We start from the raw sequence: 18364 nt of genomic DNA on the forward strand, positions 1-18364 counted from the left end.
GGAGGACTCCACCCCTTATGGAAAGTGAGCTGTTGACCGTTCCGCAGGTGCTCGACGTGCTCAACGGCGTGTCCCGACCCACCTTCTACCGATGGCGTGAGCTGGGCATCGCGCCGGAGTGCATCAAGCTCCCCAATGGTGAGCTACGTATCGAGCGGCGCGACCTTCGGGCGTGGTTGGAACAGCACCGGGAGGCGGCGTGAGGTCGCGCGAGGTCCGGATTCGCGGGATTCAGGTCAACGCGCTGGCGGGCAGGAAGAAGTCGTACACGGTCCGGTGGGTTGTCGGCATCGAGCCGAAGTCGCGGACGTTCAGCACTCGGGCGCTGGCTGACAACTTCCGGTCCGACCTGATGCAGGCGGCGAATCGTGGTGAGGCGTTCGACCAGGATTCCGGGCTGCCAGAGTCGCTGCTCAAGCCGGAAGAGGCGGTGACCTGGCTTGGCTTCGTACTCCGGTATATCGACATGAAGTGGCCAGGTGCCGCCGCCAAGTCGCGGGAGAGCACGACGGACGCGCTGGCTACCGTGACCGGCGTACTGGTCCGGGACCTGGCCGACCGGCCTAATCCGGCGTTGCTGCGGCGGGCGCTTCGGGAGTACGAGTTTCCGCCGGCCGCTCGGCAACTCGATCGGCCGGCGGATATCGCGGCTGCCCTGCGTTGGCTCGGCAAAGCGTCGCTGCCGTTGCCCGCGCTGGCGGAATCCGCGGTGGTACGCCCTGCGCTGGATGCGTTGGGGCTGCGGATGGATGGGCTTTCGGCAGCCGCGACGACGACCAGGCGGCGACGCTCTGTCTTCTACAACGTGCTTCAGTACGCGGTCGAGTTGGAACTGCTCGACTTCAATCCGGTGGACAAGCTGCGGGTTCGGTCGACCAGGCGCAAGGTGGTCGGCGAGGTCGACCGGCGGGTGGTGGTGAACGTTCGGCAAGCGCGGGAGCTACTGGCGGGCGTGACGTACGTCGGTACCCGTGGGAAGGAGGGGCGTCGGGGGGAGCGGTTGCGGGCGTTCTTCGCCTGTCTCTACTTCGCGGCGTTGCGGCCGAGTGAGGCGCTGGGCCTTCGGCAGCGTGACTGTCACCTGCCCGAGCAGGGGTGGGGTCTGCTGACGGTGGAGAAGTCCCGTCCGGCGGCCGGGAAGCGGTACACCGACAGCGGGGAAGTGCACGATGACCGGGGCTTGAAGCACCGGGGCGAGACGGAAGCGCGTGAGGTGCCCATCCCGCCGGAGCTGGTGGCGATTCTGCGGGAGCACATCGACCGGTTTGGCGTCGGCTCGGACGGGCGGCTGTTTCGTAGCGGGCGCGGGAACGTGGTGGCGTCGTCGACGTACTCCCGGGTGTGGGACGAGGCACGGGCGTTGAGCCTGCCCCCGGATCGGGTGGCTTCTCCGCTGGCCGGGCGTCCGTACGACCTGCGGCATGCGGCGGTGTCGCTCTGGCTGAACTCCGGTGTTCCGGCAACCGACGTCGCCGCGCGTGCCGGTCACTCGGTCGATGTGCTGTTGAAGGTGTACGCGAAGTGCCTCGACGGGGACCGTGGCCGGATGAACGAGCGCATCGAGGGGCGGCACTCAGCGGATGACGATCACGAATAAAGTGCAGGGCGGTCGTAGCGGGTGCTGCGACCCCCTTCGCTGATCGGAAGTTAGCGCTATGGCCTCACAGGCATGGTTCTACCGGGACCATGAGTTCCCGCCTGGCAAGGAACTCTTTCGTAGTGACCGCAGGTTTCACCTGTTGGCCTATTCGGCCAGCCACAGCCAACTGCTGCTCCGAAGTAACCCTCCGTACGGCGACGACGATCGAACCGATCCTGAGACGACGATCGACGTGCTTTTCAAGCCGATCGAAGCCGTTCAACTACGGCAGTCGTGGACCGGACTGGTGATCAGATGTGCCGACGCGGACGAAGCTGAGCAGGTCAGGGCATCGTTACCCGACATCAAATGGGAAGGGCTGCACGTCCTCATCCTGCAGAGCCCAGACCAGCGGCAGAGCGGCTACGTGGTCAGCATGGCCGTCGGTTGGCACGAGGGAATTCTTCCCCGGATGCAACCGAGCTTCTATACCAGCATGCTGCCGGGCGACCGGTGGAACACCAGGCCACTCCATGGAGTAGATGTGGGCCTGAACATGGCCTCAGTGCAGGACTTACTCGACGCACTGGGAGCCGATGGCTACCCACCGTCCCGCCGAGAGCGTTCTCGCATTGTCTATGTTCTGATGGCTCGCTTCAGCGATTGGGGCGGGGAGAAAGTCTCCGGTGTAGGGGTCTTCCTGACTGAGGCCGACGCGGAGGAAGCTCGGGCGATGTTCACGCCGAAGGTCGATGACTGCTGGATCGAGACACTTCCCGTTGCCATGTGACGTGGTCTCGGGCTACTCAGCGCGGAGGAGGACGGAAGTTGATCACGGGTAGGGTGCGCGAGGTCGTGGCTGAGGCTGCGGCCTCGTTGCATTTGTGCCGTCTGACCTGCGGAAACTCGACCAAGATCATTGCACGTATTTTGCACGACTGGCGACAAACGGCGGCTGAGGGCGGCCTACGGCTGCCCACAAGGTCAACTCGACTTGGAAGCGTATCCGCTGGTCAGGCCGTGTTTTTGCTGATCTTCGAGGTGCCCCCGGCAGGAATCGAACCTGCGACACACGGTTTAGGAAACCGATGCTCTATCCCCTGAGCTACGAGGGCGCGAGGGCCTAGTCTAGCGACCTGGGGGTTCACCTGGGGTGGCAGGGAGTGGCCCAGGTTCACCCATGTTCCCCGTACCGCCGTTCTCCCAGCCCAGGACCACACCCGGAGCACACGAACCCCGGTTTGCGACCGGCGGTCGGCCGCGGTGACCCGCGTTGGCGCCGGTTGGCATCCGCTGGAGAGTACAAACCGCGCACATCATCGAAGATCATGATGCCATCGGCTCCCCGGCTGAGGAGTCAGCTGGGGAATGGGCGCTGAGGCGGCAACCCTCCGCGGCCTCGGGCGCTGACTCAGGCCACGATACGGACACAGGGCAGCGTTGGGCATGAGTCCCGCACGAGGCTCCGCGTCCGGATCAGCCACGGGCTGCGCTCGATCCGCTCTCGATCAGCGCGGCAACCCTGGGCCCCAGCACGGGATTCAAATCTGCGACACACGGATTAGCTAAGCCGGGACCAACGCGCGGCGGACCGTCTCCGCGAGAGCGCGCTTGCGCCGCTCGTGGACGGCCGGTTCTTCATCTGGCGTCGCCGTGGTCTCCAGGCTGATCGCCGACCAGGCCTGCGCGATGTTGGTGATCATGGCAAGCACATCCTCCGGGGCGACATCCGGCACGATCCGCCCGTTCGCCTGCGCGGCGCGAACGGACTCCAGCCTCGCCTCGTTGTGGTCCACCAGATGCGCGAACAGGGCACCGGTCGGCACGCGCTCAAGCCGTGCCCACGCGGCCAGCCGGGTGAGCAGCGGGCGAGAGAGGTGCGCGTCGTAGAGGCGTGCGGCGTATCCCGGCAGGTCGTCCGCGTCGAGCGGCACGGCGTTGACGATCTCGAGCACGTGCAGGTCGAGCACCGTGTCGAACAGCTTGTCCTTGCTCGTGTACCAAGCGTACATCTGGGCCTTGTTGACCTGGGCGGCCTCGACGATGCGGTCCACCCGCGCCCCCGCGACGCCATGTTCGGCGAACTCCGCCGTCGCCGCCTCGAGAAGCCTGCGCTTCGACTCATCCGCTCTTCCCATGCCCCCAACTGTACTAACAAGTTCGTTTGACGCCTGCATCGATCGGGCCTACGGTTGCAACCAACCAGTTAACAAACGAGTTGGTTTTTTGGAGTGACTGTGTCCGACATCCAGCTAGACCCCACCATCGTCCGCCCGGTTCCCGAGCTGCTCGAGCGTGGCCCACTGAAGCTGTTCATCGACGGCGAGTGGGTTGCCGCCAGCACCGGCGAGACGTTCGAGTCGATCGATCCAGCCACCGGCGAGGTCCTCACCACCATCGCGAAGGGATCGGCCGACGACGTCGACCGTGCGGTGCGCGCCGCGCGCCGCGCGTTCGAGGACCCATCGTGGTCGGAGATGGCCCCGTACCAGCGCAGCCGGATCCTGCTGCAGATCGCCGACGTGCTCGAAGCCCACACCGACGAGCTCGCCACGCTGAACTCGCGGGACATGGGCGGCCCGTTCTGGCTGACCCGCTTGGAGATCGGCCTCGCCGTCGAGGTGTTCCGCCACTACGCGGGATGGCCCACGAAGCTCTACGGGCAGGTCGCGCCCTCCGATCCCTCCTCGTTCAACTACGTGCTGCGCCAGCCGCTCGGCGTCGTCGCCGCGATCACCGCGTGGAACGGTCCCTCCCTGCAGCCCTCCTGGAAGATCGCCCCGGCACTGGCCACGGGCAACACCGTGGTGCACAAGCCCGCCGACTGGTCGTCCCTGTCGGCCGTGCGCTTCGCCGAGCTGCTCGCCGAGACCGACCTGCCCCGCGGCGTGTTCAACCTCGTCACCGGCGACGGCGCGGGAACCGGCGAGGCCCTCGTCCGGCACCCTGGTGTCAACAAGATCACCTTCACCGGCTCGACCCCCGTCGGCCGGCACATCGCGGAGGTCGCGAGCGCGGACTTCAAGCACGTCACGCTCGAGCTCGGCGGCAAGGGCCCGGTGATCGTCTTCGCCGACGCCGACCTGTCGCAGGCAGCGCGGGCCGCCGCGCTCGGCTTCTGCCTGGGATCGGGTCAGGGCTGCGTGGCCGGCAGCCGCATCTTTGTGCACTCCTCGGTAAAGGACGAGTTCCGCGCGTTGCTGCTCGAGGAGATGCGCTCCTTCACCCTCGGGGATCCGTTCGACCCCGCCAGCCAGATGGGTCCGCTCGTGAGCAGGCCGCATTACGACCGTGTGAAGGGCTACCTCGACGCCGCCCGCCAGCACGGCGCGACGGTCTCGTCGGTAGGCACTACCGACTCGGGCCTCTACCTGGCACCGACGCTGATCGAGAACACCACCAACGACGCGCTGACCTCCCGCGAGGAGATCTTCGGGCCGGTCGCGTCGCTCATGGAGTTCGCCGACTTCGACGAGGCGATCAGGGCCGGCAATGACACCGTGTACGGTCTGTCGGCGACGGTGTTCACCCGCAACCTGGAGACCGCGCACCGCGCCGCCCGGCTGCTCGACGCGGGAACCGTCTGGATCAACACCGCCAACGAGGTGACCGCGGGCGCCATGCCGTTCGGCGGGTTCAAGCAGTCCGGCATCGGCCGCGAGCACGGCACGCAGGTGCTCGACGCCTACACCGAAGTTAAGTCTGTGATAGTGCGCTACTGATCGACCGGTGTCACGGACAGCAGCGTGATCAAACTCAGAAAACGGCGGAAGCCCAGGTCGGTGACCTGGGCTTCCGTTCCGAGCTGCTGACGGAATCGAACCATCGATCTACGCATTACGAGTCGGTGGCCCGGCACTGGTCCGCCGCCTGGTCCTCGTACCCGACACGGTGTCCCGGTTTCTCCGCACCACCAGGGGCATCACCGACTGGTTCTTCGACCCCGCCGGCCGGGTCGCCGCCGGTTGGGTCGCCGCCGCCGATCGCAGCAGGGCGCGGCGTAGCTCCCGCTGAGCGCCATCACTCGGCCGGCTCATGCCCATCGCGCTGGTGAGGAACTCGGCGACGCACCTTCGTAACCGTGTCGCCAGAAGAGCCCGCCAGCTGACCTCGGCGGCCCGGTCGAGGACCGGCTGTTCGTCGAAGGCCCGCAGCCTCCCGGTGATCGGCCTGTTACTGCACGTGCGGCCAGCTTGATCGCTCGGTACGGGAGTGACCCAGGTCGCCAACTGATCGGTACAGAATGTGCTACGGTATTCCTCGAACCGAACCGATCAGTACAAAAATCGGGCGTGGGGTGACCCGCTTGCGGCGGGACTTCCCCGCTGCAAGGCCTGACAGCTGGTCGCTCGCACCGAACCCAAGCCTGTGGCCGTTCCTGGCCAGAAAGGCGGCTCGCCTGAGCCGCAACCCGAGAGGACACGTATGGCCGTCACGTTGATCACCGGCGCAAACAAGGGCATTGGTTTTGCGACCGCCGAACAGCTCCTCGAGCTGGGTCACACCGTCTACATCGGAGCACGTGACGTCCAGCGGGGCGAGGAGGCTGCGGCGGTACTGGGAGCGCGATTCCTGCAGCTTGACGTGACCGACGACGCGTCAGTGAACAAGGCGCTGGCAACTATTGATTCGGATGAGGGGCGACTCGACGTTCTGGTCCACAACGCGGGAATCTCCGAGAACGGAGTGATCGATGGACCAACTGCCCTGCGGGTGTTCGACACCAACGTGGTCGGGATCGTCCGAGTAACGGAGGCGGCACTGCCTTTGTTGCGTAGATCCGCTAATCCCACGGTGGTCACGGTTTCAAGCAGTGCTGGATCCTTCTGGGCGGTGAACAACCCCGACCGGCCGGAGTTCAATCTGCCGTTCCCGCTCTACTCGGCGTCCAAATCGGCCGCCACCATGATCACTATCCAGTACGCCAAGTCGCAGCCGGGAATCAAGTTCAACGCAATCGAGCCCGGTTTCACCGCCACCGACCTGACCGCCGGGCTTGGCGGCGGAAGGCCGCCGGCGGAAAGCGCCAGGATGGTCGTGCGCTTGGCGACGCTCGCCACGGACGGCCCGACCGGGACATTTCAAGACGATCTCGGGGACCTGAACTGGTAGGCGCGCAGGGGCCACCAATCGCCCACTGCTGGGTCTCAAAGCTCTCGTTCTGCAGGGGCTCGCACGAGTCACGGTAAGGGCAACCCCGCCGTGTCCATCAATGCGCAAACGCTCGAATTCTGGCGTGTGTCGCATGAAAACAAGATTCGACCGACCCCGTATGGGTCTGTTACCTGGGAGGAAAACCTTCATGTCTGAGAACGATCTGCGCAGTTGGTACCTACGCTACGTCGCGGCGCTCAACGCCCATGAGTTCGACGGAATGGACGAGTTCATCAATGACCAGGTCATGCTGAACGGCGAGCCGGGCACCCGAGACGACGTCCTCGCGGTTCAGAAGCACGACGTCGATGCCGTTCCGAACCTTCGCTGGGAGGTCAAGGAGCTGCTATTCGATCGTGACCGGATCGCTGTGCGCGCGATCAACACCGGCACTCCGGTGAAGGAGTGGCTCGGTGTGCCCCCTTCCGGTGCCTCATTCGAGATTGTCGAATACGCCATCTACCAGGTCAAGGATGGTCGATTCGTGCAAATGACGGCTCTGCACGACTCGGCCGAGATGCATCGGCAACTGACCGCTTGATGAGGTCGAGGGTCGGCCTCCCGGGGCACCTAGTCGGCGCACCGGGATCTCTGCCGCGTCCGCTCGACTCGATACGCGTCGAGCGGACGCGGCGCGGCTGAGTAGCAGCAAGGCTGGACGGAAGATCCTGCTGTGATCCGGTCGGGTGCGAGCGGCGCTTGCTGACCCACCGCCGCATGCTGCGCTTGAGCCAGTAAGTGCGGTAAAGAAACTCGACTGACAAACGTCCCACAATCCTTGAGGTGGAACCCCTATGACAACCATTGGCATCATCGGCGCAGGCGAGGTCGGCAGTCAGATTGCGCGTGCGGCAATTTCGGTCGGATACTCCGTCGTCATCGCCAACTCGCGGGGGCCCAGGACGCTGGAAAGCCTCATTGCCGAGTTGGGCCCGTCAGCGCGCGCGGCGTATGCTAGGGACGCCGCAGCGGCCGGCGATTTCGCCATTATCGCGGTGCCCCTCAAAGTCGTCAACAACATGCCAGTCGAGGAGCTTGCGAACAAGGTAGTGCTGGATACGAACAACTACATGGTCTGGCGCGACGGGAACATTCCGGTAATCGACTCGGGCGAAAAGACAGTCCACGAGCTGCGCCAAGAACAGCTCCCCACTTCGAAGATTGCCAAAGCATTCACCCACATCCAGGCTCCCCGACTTCTCACCTCTGGTCGACCTGCCGGGGCCCCCGACCGGCTGGCACTATCAGTCTCTAGTAATTTCCCCGAAGCTGTTGCCCTTGTCAGGCGTTTGTACGACCAGTTCGGATTCGACACCGTGGACAACAGTCCGCTCAGTGAGTCGTGGCGCTCCGGTCCCGGTACACCCGCGTGGAACCGTTCCGTGCCCGGGCAGAGCCGCGAGGAGTTGGTCCTCAATCTGAAACGAGCGAGGCCTGTAACTGTGAGGTGATGCTGCGCAGCCTTGCGGCGCGTCAAGCAGCTCCGCTGAGATGGCCGGTGCCGCCGAACAGGTCACCGGTCGGCCAGCGCGTTCATCCGTTCCCGCATTGCCGAACGATGCGGGAACGGATGAACTTCGGGGTCAGGCCCGCAGTGACGACAGGCCCTCCGGGGTCGGGAGCCCGCCGGACAGCCGGCTGCGACAGAAGTCCCGGAATGACCGGGGCTGGCGTCCGGTCACGTCCGCCACGGTGGTAGTGATCCGGTCCTCCGCGCCGTTGGCGACCGCCGTGTCCAGGCCGGCGAGGAAGCGGGCGTAGTCGGGCAGAAGGCCATGCCCCTCGTGGTACGCCGCGAGCGCATCCTCGTCGATGGCACGGTGTCGGACCGGCCATCCGCCGATTTCGGTGAGGGTGGCCGCGATGTCGGCATAGCTCAGCGGCTCGGGGCCGGTGATGACGTGCTCGGTGTTGTGGGGCGTCGGGTCCACGAGGGCGTGGACCGCCACCTCGGCGATGTCGCCCGGATCGACGAACCCGACGCGGGCGTCGCCGGTCGCACTGACGATTTCGCCACGTTCCAGGGCACTTTTCGCGTGCGGGTGGTCACCCACAAAGTTCTCCATGAACCAGGACGGTCGCAGCACCGCCCACTCGGGGATCATCTCGCCGAGCAGGGCTTGCACCTTTCCCAGCCCGGTAGTGCCGGCTTCGATCGCCGAGGCGCTGAGCAGGACTGCCCGTCGTACTCCTGCTCGCTGGGCCAGGTCCAGGAAGGGCAGCATGATCGGTGCTGGGTCAGCCTCACCGACGGGCGGGATCAGGTACAGCGCCGTCGTGCTGTCCAGCGCGGGGGCGTGGGTGCTCCGGTCGTACCAGTCGAAACGGACGTCTCCGGCGGCTGCCCGGCGGCTGGCGACGCGGGCCGGGTGGGCGGTGGCGGCAAGTTTCGCGGCGACGAGCCGGCCGGTCGTTCCGGTACCTCCGATGAGGAGGATCATGCGGGCACCAGCCCTTCGCTGAACAGCTCCCGCACGGCCAGCGGGTTCCAGTAGTCGCGGTAGTGCACGATCCGCCCGTCGCGGATGGTCAGGACGGCGATGTACCGCAGTTGGTACGACCGGCCGGTGGCGACGACAACACCAGAGGCGGTGAACTCGGTGACGATTACCGCCGGATCCGCGGTCTCGTGCAAGTTGACATCGAAGATCTCGCGAATGTCGAGGGTCTGGGGGTAGTCGATCAGGTAATCGTGCAGCGCGGCTCGGCCAGCCACCCGGCTCGGCTGCCCGTCCGACGCAAACGGAAACTCCATCACGCCGTCATCGGCGAACAGTGCGAGGAATCCCGTCATGTCCTTGGCGATCAAAAGGTCTATGGCCTGGTGGAACAGGTCGGTGGCAGGGTTCGGCATGTCATCCCTTCCTGGTCGGTGGCCGTTCCGCGCTGATCTACCATTGCGGACGGCCGGTCCGCTTCCACCATAGCGGACCGTCGGTCCGGTTGTAGGGGAGGTGGATGTGCGAGCCGACGCGGCACGTAATCGGGACGCGCTGCTGGCCGCGGCCGAGCGACTGTTCGAGGCCGCGACCGACCCCGACCAGATCTCCATGGACGACGTCGCCAACGCCGCCGGAGTGGGCAAGGGCACACTGTTTCGCCACTTCGGAGACCGGGCGAGACTGGTCCGCGCCCTCTACGACAAACGCGGCGAGCAACTGCGGGCGGCAATCGCGACGGACCGGCCGGGCGATTCGCCCGTCGAACGGGCCGTGGCACTGCTCCACGGGCTGGTCCGATTCAAGCGGGACAACCGGGTGCTCACCCTGGCCCTGGAAAACGCGGGCAACGGCAGCCCTTACCGCGCCGAGTCGTACGAGGACTGGCATGCCCTCCTGGCCTCCCTGGTATCCGAAGCCCGGGGCCCGGAATCGGCGGACTACCTCGCCCACGCCCTGCTCGCCGCCGTCCGGAGCGACCTCGTGGAGCACCTACGCGACTGGCCCGACGAGCGCTGGGAAGCGGGGCTGACCGCACTAGCCTGGTCGGTGCTCGCCGCCCCCCACTCCGCCACGAGCTGACCGCCCCCCACTCCGCCACGAACTGACCGCGCACCAAGGCCGCCGCTGTCGGTCCATCCCAGCGATCCCCACACGTACCGCATTCCATCGATGTTCCTCGCGGTGCGCATCTGGCTGTAGCCGTTCCAGGTGCTGTCCCGTGGCTCCGTTCAAGGGCAGAGCTGTGATGGCCAACTTCGAACTTCGATGACGTACGGAATCAGTCGCGGCCCTTGTGAGCCTGGCGTGCGGTGGCCGTGGCGATGTCGACAAAGCCGTGCACGAGTGACCTCCGGTCGCGACGGCGCCACGCGACGACGAGCGGACTCGGCGCGACTCCGTCGACCGGGACGACGACGATGCCGGGCACGCGGTTGATGGTCAGCGGGGCGAGCCCGATCGAGTCCGACCACAGAACGGCCTGTATGCACTCGCGTACGGTCCGCACAACGGTGTCGGCCCCGTCCGCAGGCTCGCGACCACCGGCCCAGTAGCCCGCCCACAGTGGATCGGCAGTGTCCGGGACGCGGAACCAGCGACGGTTCCGCAGGTCGTCCAGCTGCAACCGCTCCCGAGACGCGAGCGGATCCGTCTCACGCATCACAACCCCGACCGGGTCCCGGCGGATTTCGGCGACCGCGACTGCGGCGGCTTTGAACGGGCCACGGGTGAGGGCGACGTCGGCCAGGCCGCGGTCGACACCCACGGTGGGGTCGGTGAGGTCGCCTTCGACAATGCGGATCTCGACGCCCGGGTATCGGGAGCGGAACACGTCGATCAGTGCGCTGCCGGCGCGGTCCACGCTGTCAGCCAGCGTCCCGATGGTGATGGTGCGCACCTCGGCGGCCGGCGTCACCAGCGACGGCAGGGACTCGATCCGGGCGAGCAGCTCGCGAGCCTCAGGCAGCAGCGCGTGGCCGGCCTGTGTCAAGGCCATCCCGTGCACCGAACGCGTGAACAACTCGACGCCGAGTTCGATTTCGAGCTGCTGAATCGCCCTGCTCAAGGGCGGCTGCGAGATGTGCAGCCGGGCCGCCGCCCGGCCCACGTTGCGCTCCTCCGCCACCGCAACGAAGTAGCCCAGAGAGCGCATATCCACCATCCCGCGACCATACCCTGAGGGTATTGCTCTTCTCGATCAGGTGTTGGACCACGACGCGCGACCGGGGGTCCAATCAAAGAGTGATCCACACGAAGAAAGACATGTTGAACGAACGGACGGAACGCGGCATCGCGGTCTACGCCGAGACCTTTGGCGTCACCCCCGGAGAGCTGCCGGGCCTGTTCTCTGACCGGGTGGGTAGCCAGTTCGCCGCGGAGGCCATCCTCGCGGCCGGTGGCCCGGCCTGGCACGACCCGTCGCTCGACGACCGGAGCCGCAGTGTCGCGATCCTCACCGCGCTGATCTGTGAGGGCGTGCGAGGCGATCGGCTCACCACACACCTGGAGCGAGCGGTCCGGGTCGGGCTCGACCAGCCGGCCCTCGAGGTCCTCACCGTTCTCCTGTCGCTGTATGTGGGCCAGGCGCGCACATCCGTGGCGGCCGAGGAGATCCGCCACTTCTTCCTGTACCCGGATAGTTCCGAAACCGCCGCCCCGTAAGCACTGTCGGAAAGGCACGAAAGATCATGATCTACGTTTGGACCGGCGTCGCGCTCGTGGGTATCGCCGCCTCGCTCATCGCCATCCGGTCGTTTCGGCCTGCGCCCCTTCCGGCGCCGGCGCCGTGGACAGGGCCGCTGCCGGACGCGTCACCCCCGGCCGAGATGGCGATCTACCAACTTCCGACCGGAACGTACGAGAATCGGGCGTTCCTGGCGTACCGCGGAGGAGCGTTCAGCGAACGGCGCAAGTTCGCCGCCACCGCCGTACTCGTCCAGCATCCGGCCGGCGACCTGCTGATCGATGCCGGATTCGGCGCGAACGTCGACGCGCACATCGCGACCCTGCCGGCGTACCGGCGCAGCCCGCACGAACTCGGCTCCACGGTTCGAGACCAGCTGCGGGCGAAGGACTATGACATGGCCCGGCTGAAGGGCGTCGTCATCACGCACGCCCACTGGGACCACGTCAGTGGCCTGGACGAACTTGACGCCCCGATCTGGCTGAACCCGGCGGAAGGCCGATACGTCGACCGCGCCACGGACGCCGCTGTGTTCCGAGACGTGGCAAGCCATCACCAGATCCACCACTACACCTTCGACGGACCGCCGTACCTCGGCTTCCCCAGCAGCCACGACGTCCACGGCGACGGTTCGGTGGTCATCGTGGAGGCGGGGGGCCACACGGATGGCTCGGTCGTGGTCTTCGTCAACCTTCCCGATGGCCGCCGGTACGCCTTCATCGGCGACCTGACGTGGCAGATGGAGGGGGTGACGCTCCGGGCGGAGCGCCCGAAGATGCTGCGGATGCTGGCAGACGTCAATCCGGCGCAGGTGCGGGAGGGTCTCCAGCGCATCATTGCCCTGGCGGACCAGATGCATGTGGTGCCGGCCCACGACGTGCCCGCCTACGATCCGATCCCGCAGTGGATCTCCGCGTCCGCCACGCATCCGAACCAGTCCTGATCGCGAAATCGTCAGCCCCCGACACGATGCGGCTGCGTCACTCGGCTCCCGCGCCGACCGTCGCTGGCGCGGCGGCTAGCCTGTGCCGATGCAAGATTTGGTATCCGAGAGTGAAGTCGATGGCTGACGCCGACGATGTCCGCCACCTGGCACTCGCACTGCCGCACGTGGCCGAGGTCGAGAGCGACGGCTTCGACTTCCGGGTCGGGAACAAAGGCTTCGTCTGGTCCTATCCCGAGCGGGTACCGGGCGGGCCGCGTGTCATTCGGACCGACATCGCGGTGCTGTACGTCGGCGACGAGGCGGAGAAGCAGGCGCTGCTGCTCGGCGAGCCGGAGATCTTCTTCACGACGCCCGCCTACGACGGGGTGCCCCTGGTCATGCTGCGGCTCGCACAGGTGAGCTTCGATCGCCTGACCGAGCTTGTCACCGACGCGTGGCGGATGCGCGCTCCGGACACACTCGCCATCGACCTCGACGACAGCGCCGACAGCGCCGACCTCGACGACAGCGCCAAGCTGCCGAACCCGCAGTCGCGTACAGCCGATCGGTAGGCCGACGCGGCGCGGGCCTGGCGGCCTGCGGCGCGAGGGCTGCTTCTACGTCGCTTCGACAGCGTGCAGACATCGGGCAGCCTGTACGCGGAGCGCGGCGGCGAGTTCCGCCGGACCGTCGATCAGGGTGAAGTCGGCGTCGATCGAGGTGATCATCCAGACCAGTCCCTGCGGGGTGTCGGCGCCGACGTGCAGCAAACAGCTCCGGTCGTCAACGGTCTCGACGACGCCCATGCCGGGCCAGATCCGCTCGTTGACCGCCTCAGCGGACTCGTGCAGCGAGACTGTCGCCTGGTAGAGCCAGGTCCGTGACGACAGCTGGTGCGAAAGATACGTCGCCACGTCACCGTCGGGAGGTTGGCGGGGCGCAAACCGGGGGCCGGTCGGCGTACGCGGCGTCATCCGGTCTACCCGGAAGGTTCGCCAGTCGTCGCGGTCGGTATCCCAGGCGACCAGGTACCAGTGTCGGCCGAAACTGACCAGGCTGTGCGGTTCGACCGAGCGAATCGTGTCGCCCGTACGTGGGCTGGTGTAGTCGAAGCGTAGTCGCTCGTGTCGGCGGCAGGCATCGGCTATCGCCATCAGGCTGTCCGGGTTGACCTGCGGCCCGACGGTGCCGCCGACCCGTACGGTTGCCTGCTGCAATGTGTTCACCCGGTGTCGCAGCCGTGACGGCAGTACCTGTTCGAGCTTGGTGAGTGCCCGCAGCGAGGTCTCCTCGATTCCGGTGACCGAACCGCCGGCCGCCGTCCGCAGCCCCACCGCCACCGCGACAGCCTCGTCGTCGTCCAGCAGCAGCGGGGGCAGCGACGCGCCCGCGCCGAGCTGGTAGCCGGCAGTGCCCTGAACCGCGTGTACGGGGTAGCCGAGTTCGCGTAGCCGCTCCACGTCGCGGCGGACCGTGCGGGTGGTGACGCCTAACCGGTCGGCGAGTTCCGTGCCGGACCAGTCGCGATGCGTCTGCAGCAGCGCCAGCAGTTTGAGCAGCCGAGCGGACGTGTCACGCATGAGTAAGAGGTTGCCAGTTCCTTAGGACTTCAGTAGTCCTAAGGGTTTTCTAGCGTCGTACCCATGACAACCACCACCCAGGACATCCGTCCCTTCCACATTGATATTCCGCAGGCGCAGCTGGACGAACTGAAAGCGCGGCTGGCCAATGCGCGGTGGCCGGAGGAGCTGCCGGGCGTGGGCTGGAGCCGGGGCGTGCCGCTTGAGTATTTGAAGGGCCTCGCCGAATATTGGGGCACCACCTACGACTGGCGGGGGCACGAGGCGGCACTCAATGCGTACCCGCAGTATGTCGCGACCATCGACGGGCAGAACGTCCACTTCCTGCACGTACGCTCCCCCCAGCCGGATGCCACGCCGTTGCTGCTGCTGCACGGCTGGCCAGGTGGGATGGTGGACTTTCTCGACGTTATCGGGCCGCTGTCGGAGCCGAGCGCCCACGGCGGGGACCCCGCCGATGCCTTCCACCTGGTCATTCCGTCCCTGCCGGGGTTCGGGTTCTCCACACCCCTGGCCGGGCCGGGCATGGGCTCAGCCAGGATGGCTGAAGTCCTCGCGCAGCTGATGTCCCGGCTCGGATACGAGCGGTACGGCGTCCAGGGCTATGACACGGGCTCGTGGGTCGCCCCCGAGATGGGCAAGCAGAACCCGGACCAGGTCGTCGGTATCCACGTCAACGCCATGATCACCTTCCCGGTCGGTACTGAGGGCGAGATGGATGGTCTTACCGAGACCGAACAGCAGCGCTGGCAGGCAATGCAGAACTTCAACGACGGCTACCTACAGTGCAATTCCAAGCGGCCGCAGACAGTGGCGTACGCCCTGCACGATTCGCCGGTCGGTCAGCTTGCCTGGATCGTGGAGAAGTTCAAGGAGCTGACCGACCCAGCGGACGGGCTGCCCGAGGACAGCATCGACCGTGATCGCATCCTGACCGACGTCTCGCTGTACTGGCTGACCGGCACGGCCGGATCGGCGGCGCAGATCTACTACGAGGAGATCACCGCTAGCGACTGGGCGGCAAGTCAGCGTGGGACGGTGCCGACCGGCGTGCTGGTCTCCGCCCACGATGTGACCATCCGCCGCTGGGCCGAGCGAGACCACAACGTCGTGCATTGGACGGAGCTCGACCGGGGTGGCCACTTCCTCGCGATGGAGGCCCCGGACCTGCTGGTCAACGACGTGCGCGAGTTCTTCCGGAAGGTGCGCTGACATGGGCGCCCGCAGGCCGGTACGACCGGGTGTCAACGTGCTGAGCCTGCGGGCGCTCAACCGGGCGGTGCTGGCCCGGCAGCTTCTACTGCGCCGGGCGGACCTGCCGGTGGTCGCGGCCGTCGAGCGGGTGCTCGGGCTGAACGCGCAGGGCCCGAACGGGCCGTACGTCGCTTTGTGGACCCGGCTGGAGCGGTTCGCGATTCGCGACCTGACCGCGGCGATCGAAGACCGGTCGTTGGTGCGGTCGACGATGATGCGGGCCACCCAGCACCTGATGTCCGTACCGGATTTCCGGTTGGTCCGGCCGGTGCTCGCGCCGCTGCTGCGCCGGGTTCAGCGCAACGCGTTCGGTCGCCGTACCGTCGGCGTCGACCTGGCCGGGTTGGTCACCGAGGCACGGGAACTGCTCGCGGACGGACGGGTGTTGACCCGACCCGAGCTGGGTCGGCTGCTCGTGGCCCAGCGGCCCGGGGCCGATGCGGCCGCGCTCGGCTGGAGCGTGCAATATCTCGAACCCCTGATACACCCCGCTCCGAGCGGCACCTGGCGCACCTACGGCGCGACGCCCTTTGTCCGCGCCGACTGGACCGGCGTACGACCGGAGACCACAGCCGAGGAAAGGCGTCAGATGGTGCGGCGCTACCTGGCGGCGTTCGGGCCGGCGACCGTTGCCGACGCCCGGGCCTGGTCCGGCGTGAGCGGGTTGCGTGAGGTGTTCGAGCAACTGCGGCCAGAGCTGCGGGTATACGCCGACGAGTCGGGCCGCGAGCTGTTCGACCTGCCGGACGCGCCAATGCCCGCCGCCGACCTACCGGTACCGGTGCGGTTTCTACCCGAGTTCGACGCGCCAGTGTTGGCCTACGCGGATCGGAACCGGATGATGACCGATCAGGTACGCAGCCAGGTCTGTGTCGGCGCTGGAGTCTCGCCCAGCGTTCTCGTCGACGGTACGGTCGCCGCCACCTGGTCGGTGTCCGGCTCGGTCGACACCGCCACGCTGACCGTTGAGCTGCTCCGCCCGTTGTCGATGGCGGATCGCGTCGAGGTCGAGGCCGAAGCCGACCGGTTGCTTACCTTCACCAACCCGGAGGCCACCCAGCGCGACATCCGGATAACGCAGCCGCAATGACCGCCCGGGATCGGAACGACGCTGCCTATGGTTCGTTGCCGAGACGGTCGGCGCGGTGCAGAAGATGACGACGTTCGGGCATGCTCAGGGTCAACCGGGCGGCCTGCCGGTAGGCGCTTCGGGCCGCCACCTGATCCCCGGCGAGGTCCAGCAGGTGTGCGCGGACGGCATGAAGACGATGGTGGTTGCCGAGACCGTCGAGATCCCGGAGCTGGTCGAGCCCCGCCCGGGGGCCCTGCACCATGGCCACCGCAACGGCCCGGTTCAGGGTGACCATCGGGCTGTCGTCGTACCGCTGGAGCAGGGTGTAGAGCGCGAGGATCTGCGGCCAGTCGGTGTCCGCGGGGCGTGCGGCGGCGTCGTGCAGGGCGGCGATCGCCGCCTGGATCTGGTACGGCCCCAGCCGTGTCCTGCCCATCGAACTGTCGAGCAGGGCGGTGCCCTCCTCGATGAGTCGGCGGTCCCACCGTTCCCGGTCCTGCTCGGCGATGGGAACGGCCGTCCCGTCGGCGGCGACCCGGGCCGGTCGGCGGGCCTCGGTGAGCAGCAGCAGTGCGGTAAGCCCGGCGACCTCGCCATCGTCGGGCAGGGCGTGCCGCAGCAGGCGGGCCAGCCGGATGGCCTCGCCACTGAGGTCGACGCGGGTCAGCTCCTCGCCGGCCGTGGCCACGTACCCCTCGTTGAAGATCAGGTAGATCACCCGCAGGACCGCGCGAAGCCGGGCCTCGACCTCGCTGCCGGCGGGCATCCGGAACGCGGCGCCGGACTTCGCCACGGTGGCCTTGGCCCGGCTGATCCGCTGCCCCATGGTGGCGGCGGGTACGAGGAACCCCCGCGCGATCTCCTCGGTGGTGAGTCCGCCCACGGCGCGCAACGTCAATGCGACCTGCGACGCCGCCGACAGCGACGGATGGCAACAGAGGAAGAGCAGCAGCAGGCTGTCGTCCTCGGGTTGCCGGACCGCGTCCGCAGCGGGGGCCAGGAACCGGTCCGGCGGGATGGCGACGTGTAGCTGTTCCTCCCGGCGCTGCCGGGCGAGCTGGCTGTGCAGCATGTCGGTCATGGCCCGGGAGGCGACCCGGATCAGCCAGCCACGCGGCTTCTCCGGCACCCCGTCGACCGGCCACTGCCTGGCGGCGGCCAGCAGCGCCTCCTGGACGGCGTCCTCGGCGACGTCGAATCGGCCGTAGCGCCGTACCAACGCACCGAGGACCTGCGGCGCCTCCCGACGTAACAGGTCCTCGGTGGGTGGATCCAGGTGCATCAGTTGATCCCCAGGTGCATCAGTCGTCGCCGCCGAAGTCGACCTGCATGACTGGCCGGACCTCGATCGTCTCACCGGTGAAGTCGACGACCCGCGCGGCGATCTCCACCGCCCGGTCGTAGCTGGCCACGTCGACGATGCTGAAGCTGACCAGGGTCTCCTTCGCCTCGACGTACGGGCCGTCGGTGGCCACCGGCGACCCACCGACCTTGCGTACGGTCCGGGTGTGCGACGGGTCCGCCAAGCCCTCCGAGCCGACCCACTCCCCGGACGCGGTCAACTCCTTCTCGAACTGGGCGTAGAAGTCGCAGATCCGCTGGACCTCCTCGGCGCTGACGTCTTCCTCGGTCCAGGTGCTGGCGCTGGTGTACGCCATCAGCAGGTACTTCATCGC

At 67.1% G+C, this 18364-nt stretch carries 20 protein-coding genes and 1 tRNA gene; 13 read left to right on the forward strand and 8 right to left on the reverse strand.

From position 1 onward, the window contains the following. Positions 1-17: 17 nt before the first annotated feature. Genes ACWDV4_RS22760 through ACWDV4_RS22770 form a run of 3 tightly spaced genes read left to right on the forward strand, consistent with a single transcriptional unit; the run spans position 18 to position 2369 of the window. A complete protein-coding gene (locus ACWDV4_RS22760) occupies positions 18-203 on the forward strand; it encodes a helix-turn-helix transcriptional regulator (protein ID WP_449981989.1) in 186 nt (61 codons plus the stop codon). Beyond that, positions 200-1597, forward strand: a complete 1398-nt coding sequence (locus ACWDV4_RS22765; protein ID WP_449981991.1) for a tyrosine-type recombinase/integrase — start codon at positions 200-202, stop codon at positions 1595-1597. The genes ACWDV4_RS22760 and ACWDV4_RS22765 overlap by 4 nt, the downstream gene beginning before the upstream one ends. A 58-nt stretch (positions 1598-1655) precedes the next feature. After that, complete coding sequence (locus tag ACWDV4_RS22770) at positions 1656-2369, forward strand: hypothetical protein (protein ID WP_449981993.1); 714 nt, start codon at positions 1656-1658, stop codon at positions 2367-2369. Between the two features lie 252 nt (positions 2370-2621). On the opposite strand, the gene ACWDV4_RS22775 is transcribed toward ACWDV4_RS22770, so the two are convergent. Both ACWDV4_RS22775 and ACWDV4_RS22780 read right to left on the reverse strand, forming a co-directional pair. Further along, positions 2622-2694 (reverse strand) — tRNA-Arg (locus ACWDV4_RS22775). A 450-nt stretch (positions 2695-3144) separates the two neighbouring features. After that, the gene (locus ACWDV4_RS22780) at positions 3145-3717 is read right to left on the reverse strand and encodes a TetR family transcriptional regulator (RefSeq protein ID WP_449981995.1); all 573 of its coding nucleotides are present in this window, start codon (positions 3715-3717) and stop codon (positions 3145-3147) included. Between the two features lie 99 nt (positions 3718-3816). Here ACWDV4_RS22780 and ACWDV4_RS22785 point away from each other — a divergent pair, with 99 nt between their 5' ends. The 4 genes from ACWDV4_RS22785 (at position 3817) to ACWDV4_RS22800 (ending at position 8184) form a co-directional block, all read left to right on the forward strand. Next, positions 3817-5301, forward strand: a complete 1485-nt coding sequence (locus tag ACWDV4_RS22785) for an aldehyde dehydrogenase family protein (protein ID WP_449981996.1) — start codon at positions 3817-3819, stop codon at positions 5299-5301. A gap of 703 nt (positions 5302-6004) precedes the next feature. Beyond that, positions 6005-6691, forward strand: a complete 687-nt coding sequence (locus ACWDV4_RS22790; protein ID WP_449981998.1) for an SDR family NAD(P)-dependent oxidoreductase — start codon at positions 6005-6007, stop codon at positions 6689-6691. A gap of 190 nt (positions 6692-6881) precedes the next feature. Then, positions 6882-7274 carry an ester cyclase gene (locus ACWDV4_RS22795; RefSeq protein WP_449982000.1) on the forward strand — a complete coding sequence of 131 codons (393 nt, stop codon included), beginning with the start codon at positions 6882-6884 and terminating at the stop codon, positions 7272-7274. Positions 7275-7527: 253 nt separating this feature from the next. Then, on the forward strand, positions 7528-8184 hold the full coding sequence (locus tag ACWDV4_RS22800; RefSeq protein ID WP_449982002.1) for an NADPH-dependent F420 reductase: 657 nt from the start codon (positions 7528-7530) through the stop codon (positions 8182-8184). A 132-nt stretch (positions 8185-8316) separates the two neighbouring features. Here the strand turns inward: ACWDV4_RS22800 and ACWDV4_RS22805 are convergent, their stop codons facing one another. Together ACWDV4_RS22805 and ACWDV4_RS22810 are read right to left on the reverse strand one after the other, a co-directional pair. After that, positions 8317-9174, reverse strand: a complete 858-nt coding sequence (locus ACWDV4_RS22805; RefSeq protein ID WP_449982004.1) for an ergot alkaloid biosynthesis protein — start codon at positions 9172-9174, stop codon at positions 8317-8319. Next, positions 9171-9587, reverse strand: coding sequence for a nuclear transport factor 2 family protein (locus ACWDV4_RS22810; protein WP_449982006.1), 417 nt, complete (start codon positions 9585-9587; stop codon positions 9171-9173). The genes ACWDV4_RS22805 and ACWDV4_RS22810 overlap by 4 nt, the downstream gene beginning before the upstream one ends. A 106-nt stretch (positions 9588-9693) precedes the next feature. On the opposite strand from ACWDV4_RS22810, the gene ACWDV4_RS22815 reads away from it, so the two are divergent. Further along, the gene (locus ACWDV4_RS22815; RefSeq protein ID WP_449982008.1) at positions 9694-10254 is read left to right on the forward strand and encodes a TetR/AcrR family transcriptional regulator; all 561 of its coding nucleotides are present in this window, start codon (positions 9694-9696) and stop codon (positions 10252-10254) included. Positions 10255-10453: 199 nt separating this feature from the next. On the opposite strand, the gene ACWDV4_RS22820 is transcribed toward ACWDV4_RS22815, so the two are convergent. Next, positions 10454-11335, reverse strand: coding sequence for a LysR family transcriptional regulator (locus ACWDV4_RS22820; protein WP_449982010.1), 882 nt, complete (start codon positions 11333-11335; stop codon positions 10454-10456). A 101-nt stretch (positions 11336-11436) separates the two neighbouring features. On the opposite strand from ACWDV4_RS22820, the gene ACWDV4_RS22825 reads away from it, so the two are divergent. From ACWDV4_RS22825 to ACWDV4_RS22835, 3 genes are all read left to right on the forward strand, one after another. Further along, positions 11437-11835, forward strand: coding sequence for a hypothetical protein (locus ACWDV4_RS22825; protein ID WP_449982012.1), 399 nt, complete (start codon positions 11437-11439; stop codon positions 11833-11835). A gap of 26 nt (positions 11836-11861) precedes the next feature. Continuing rightward, on the forward strand, positions 11862-12800 hold the full coding sequence (locus ACWDV4_RS22830) for an MBL fold metallo-hydrolase (protein ID WP_449982014.1): 939 nt from the start codon (positions 11862-11864) through the stop codon (positions 12798-12800). 119 nt (positions 12801-12919) lie between these two features. After that, positions 12920-13354, forward strand: coding sequence for an MmcQ/YjbR family DNA-binding protein (locus tag ACWDV4_RS22835; protein WP_449982016.1), 435 nt, complete (start codon positions 12920-12922; stop codon positions 13352-13354). 45 nt (positions 13355-13399) lie between these two features. Here the strand turns inward: ACWDV4_RS22835 and ACWDV4_RS22840 are convergent, their stop codons facing one another. Further along, positions 13400-14362 (reverse strand): helix-turn-helix transcriptional regulator, encoded by a 963-nt coding sequence (locus ACWDV4_RS22840; RefSeq protein WP_449982018.1) that lies wholly within the window; start codon positions 14360-14362, stop codon positions 13400-13402. A gap of 63 nt (positions 14363-14425) precedes the next feature. On the opposite strand from ACWDV4_RS22840, the gene ACWDV4_RS22845 reads away from it, so the two are divergent. Further along, entirely contained in the window at positions 14426-15574 is a 1149-nt protein-coding gene (locus tag ACWDV4_RS22845) for an epoxide hydrolase family protein (RefSeq protein WP_449982020.1), read from the forward strand. A gap of 1 nt (position 15575) precedes the next feature. Then, positions 15576-16706, forward strand: coding sequence for a winged helix DNA-binding domain-containing protein (locus tag ACWDV4_RS22850; protein WP_449982022.1), 1131 nt, complete (start codon positions 15576-15578; stop codon positions 16704-16706). Positions 16707-16731: 25 nt separating this feature from the next. On the opposite strand, the gene ACWDV4_RS22855 is transcribed toward ACWDV4_RS22850, so the two are convergent. After that, entirely contained in the window at positions 16732-17970 is a 1239-nt protein-coding gene (locus ACWDV4_RS22855) for an RNA polymerase sigma factor (RefSeq protein ID WP_449982024.1), read from the reverse strand. A gap of 19 nt (positions 17971-17989) precedes the next feature. Continuing rightward, entirely contained in the window at positions 17990-18361 is a 372-nt protein-coding gene (locus ACWDV4_RS22860) for a YciI family protein (protein WP_449982026.1), read from the reverse strand. Between the last annotated feature and the right edge of the window lie 3 nt (positions 18362-18364).

The organism is Micromonospora sp. NPDC003197 (assembly GCF_053590565.1).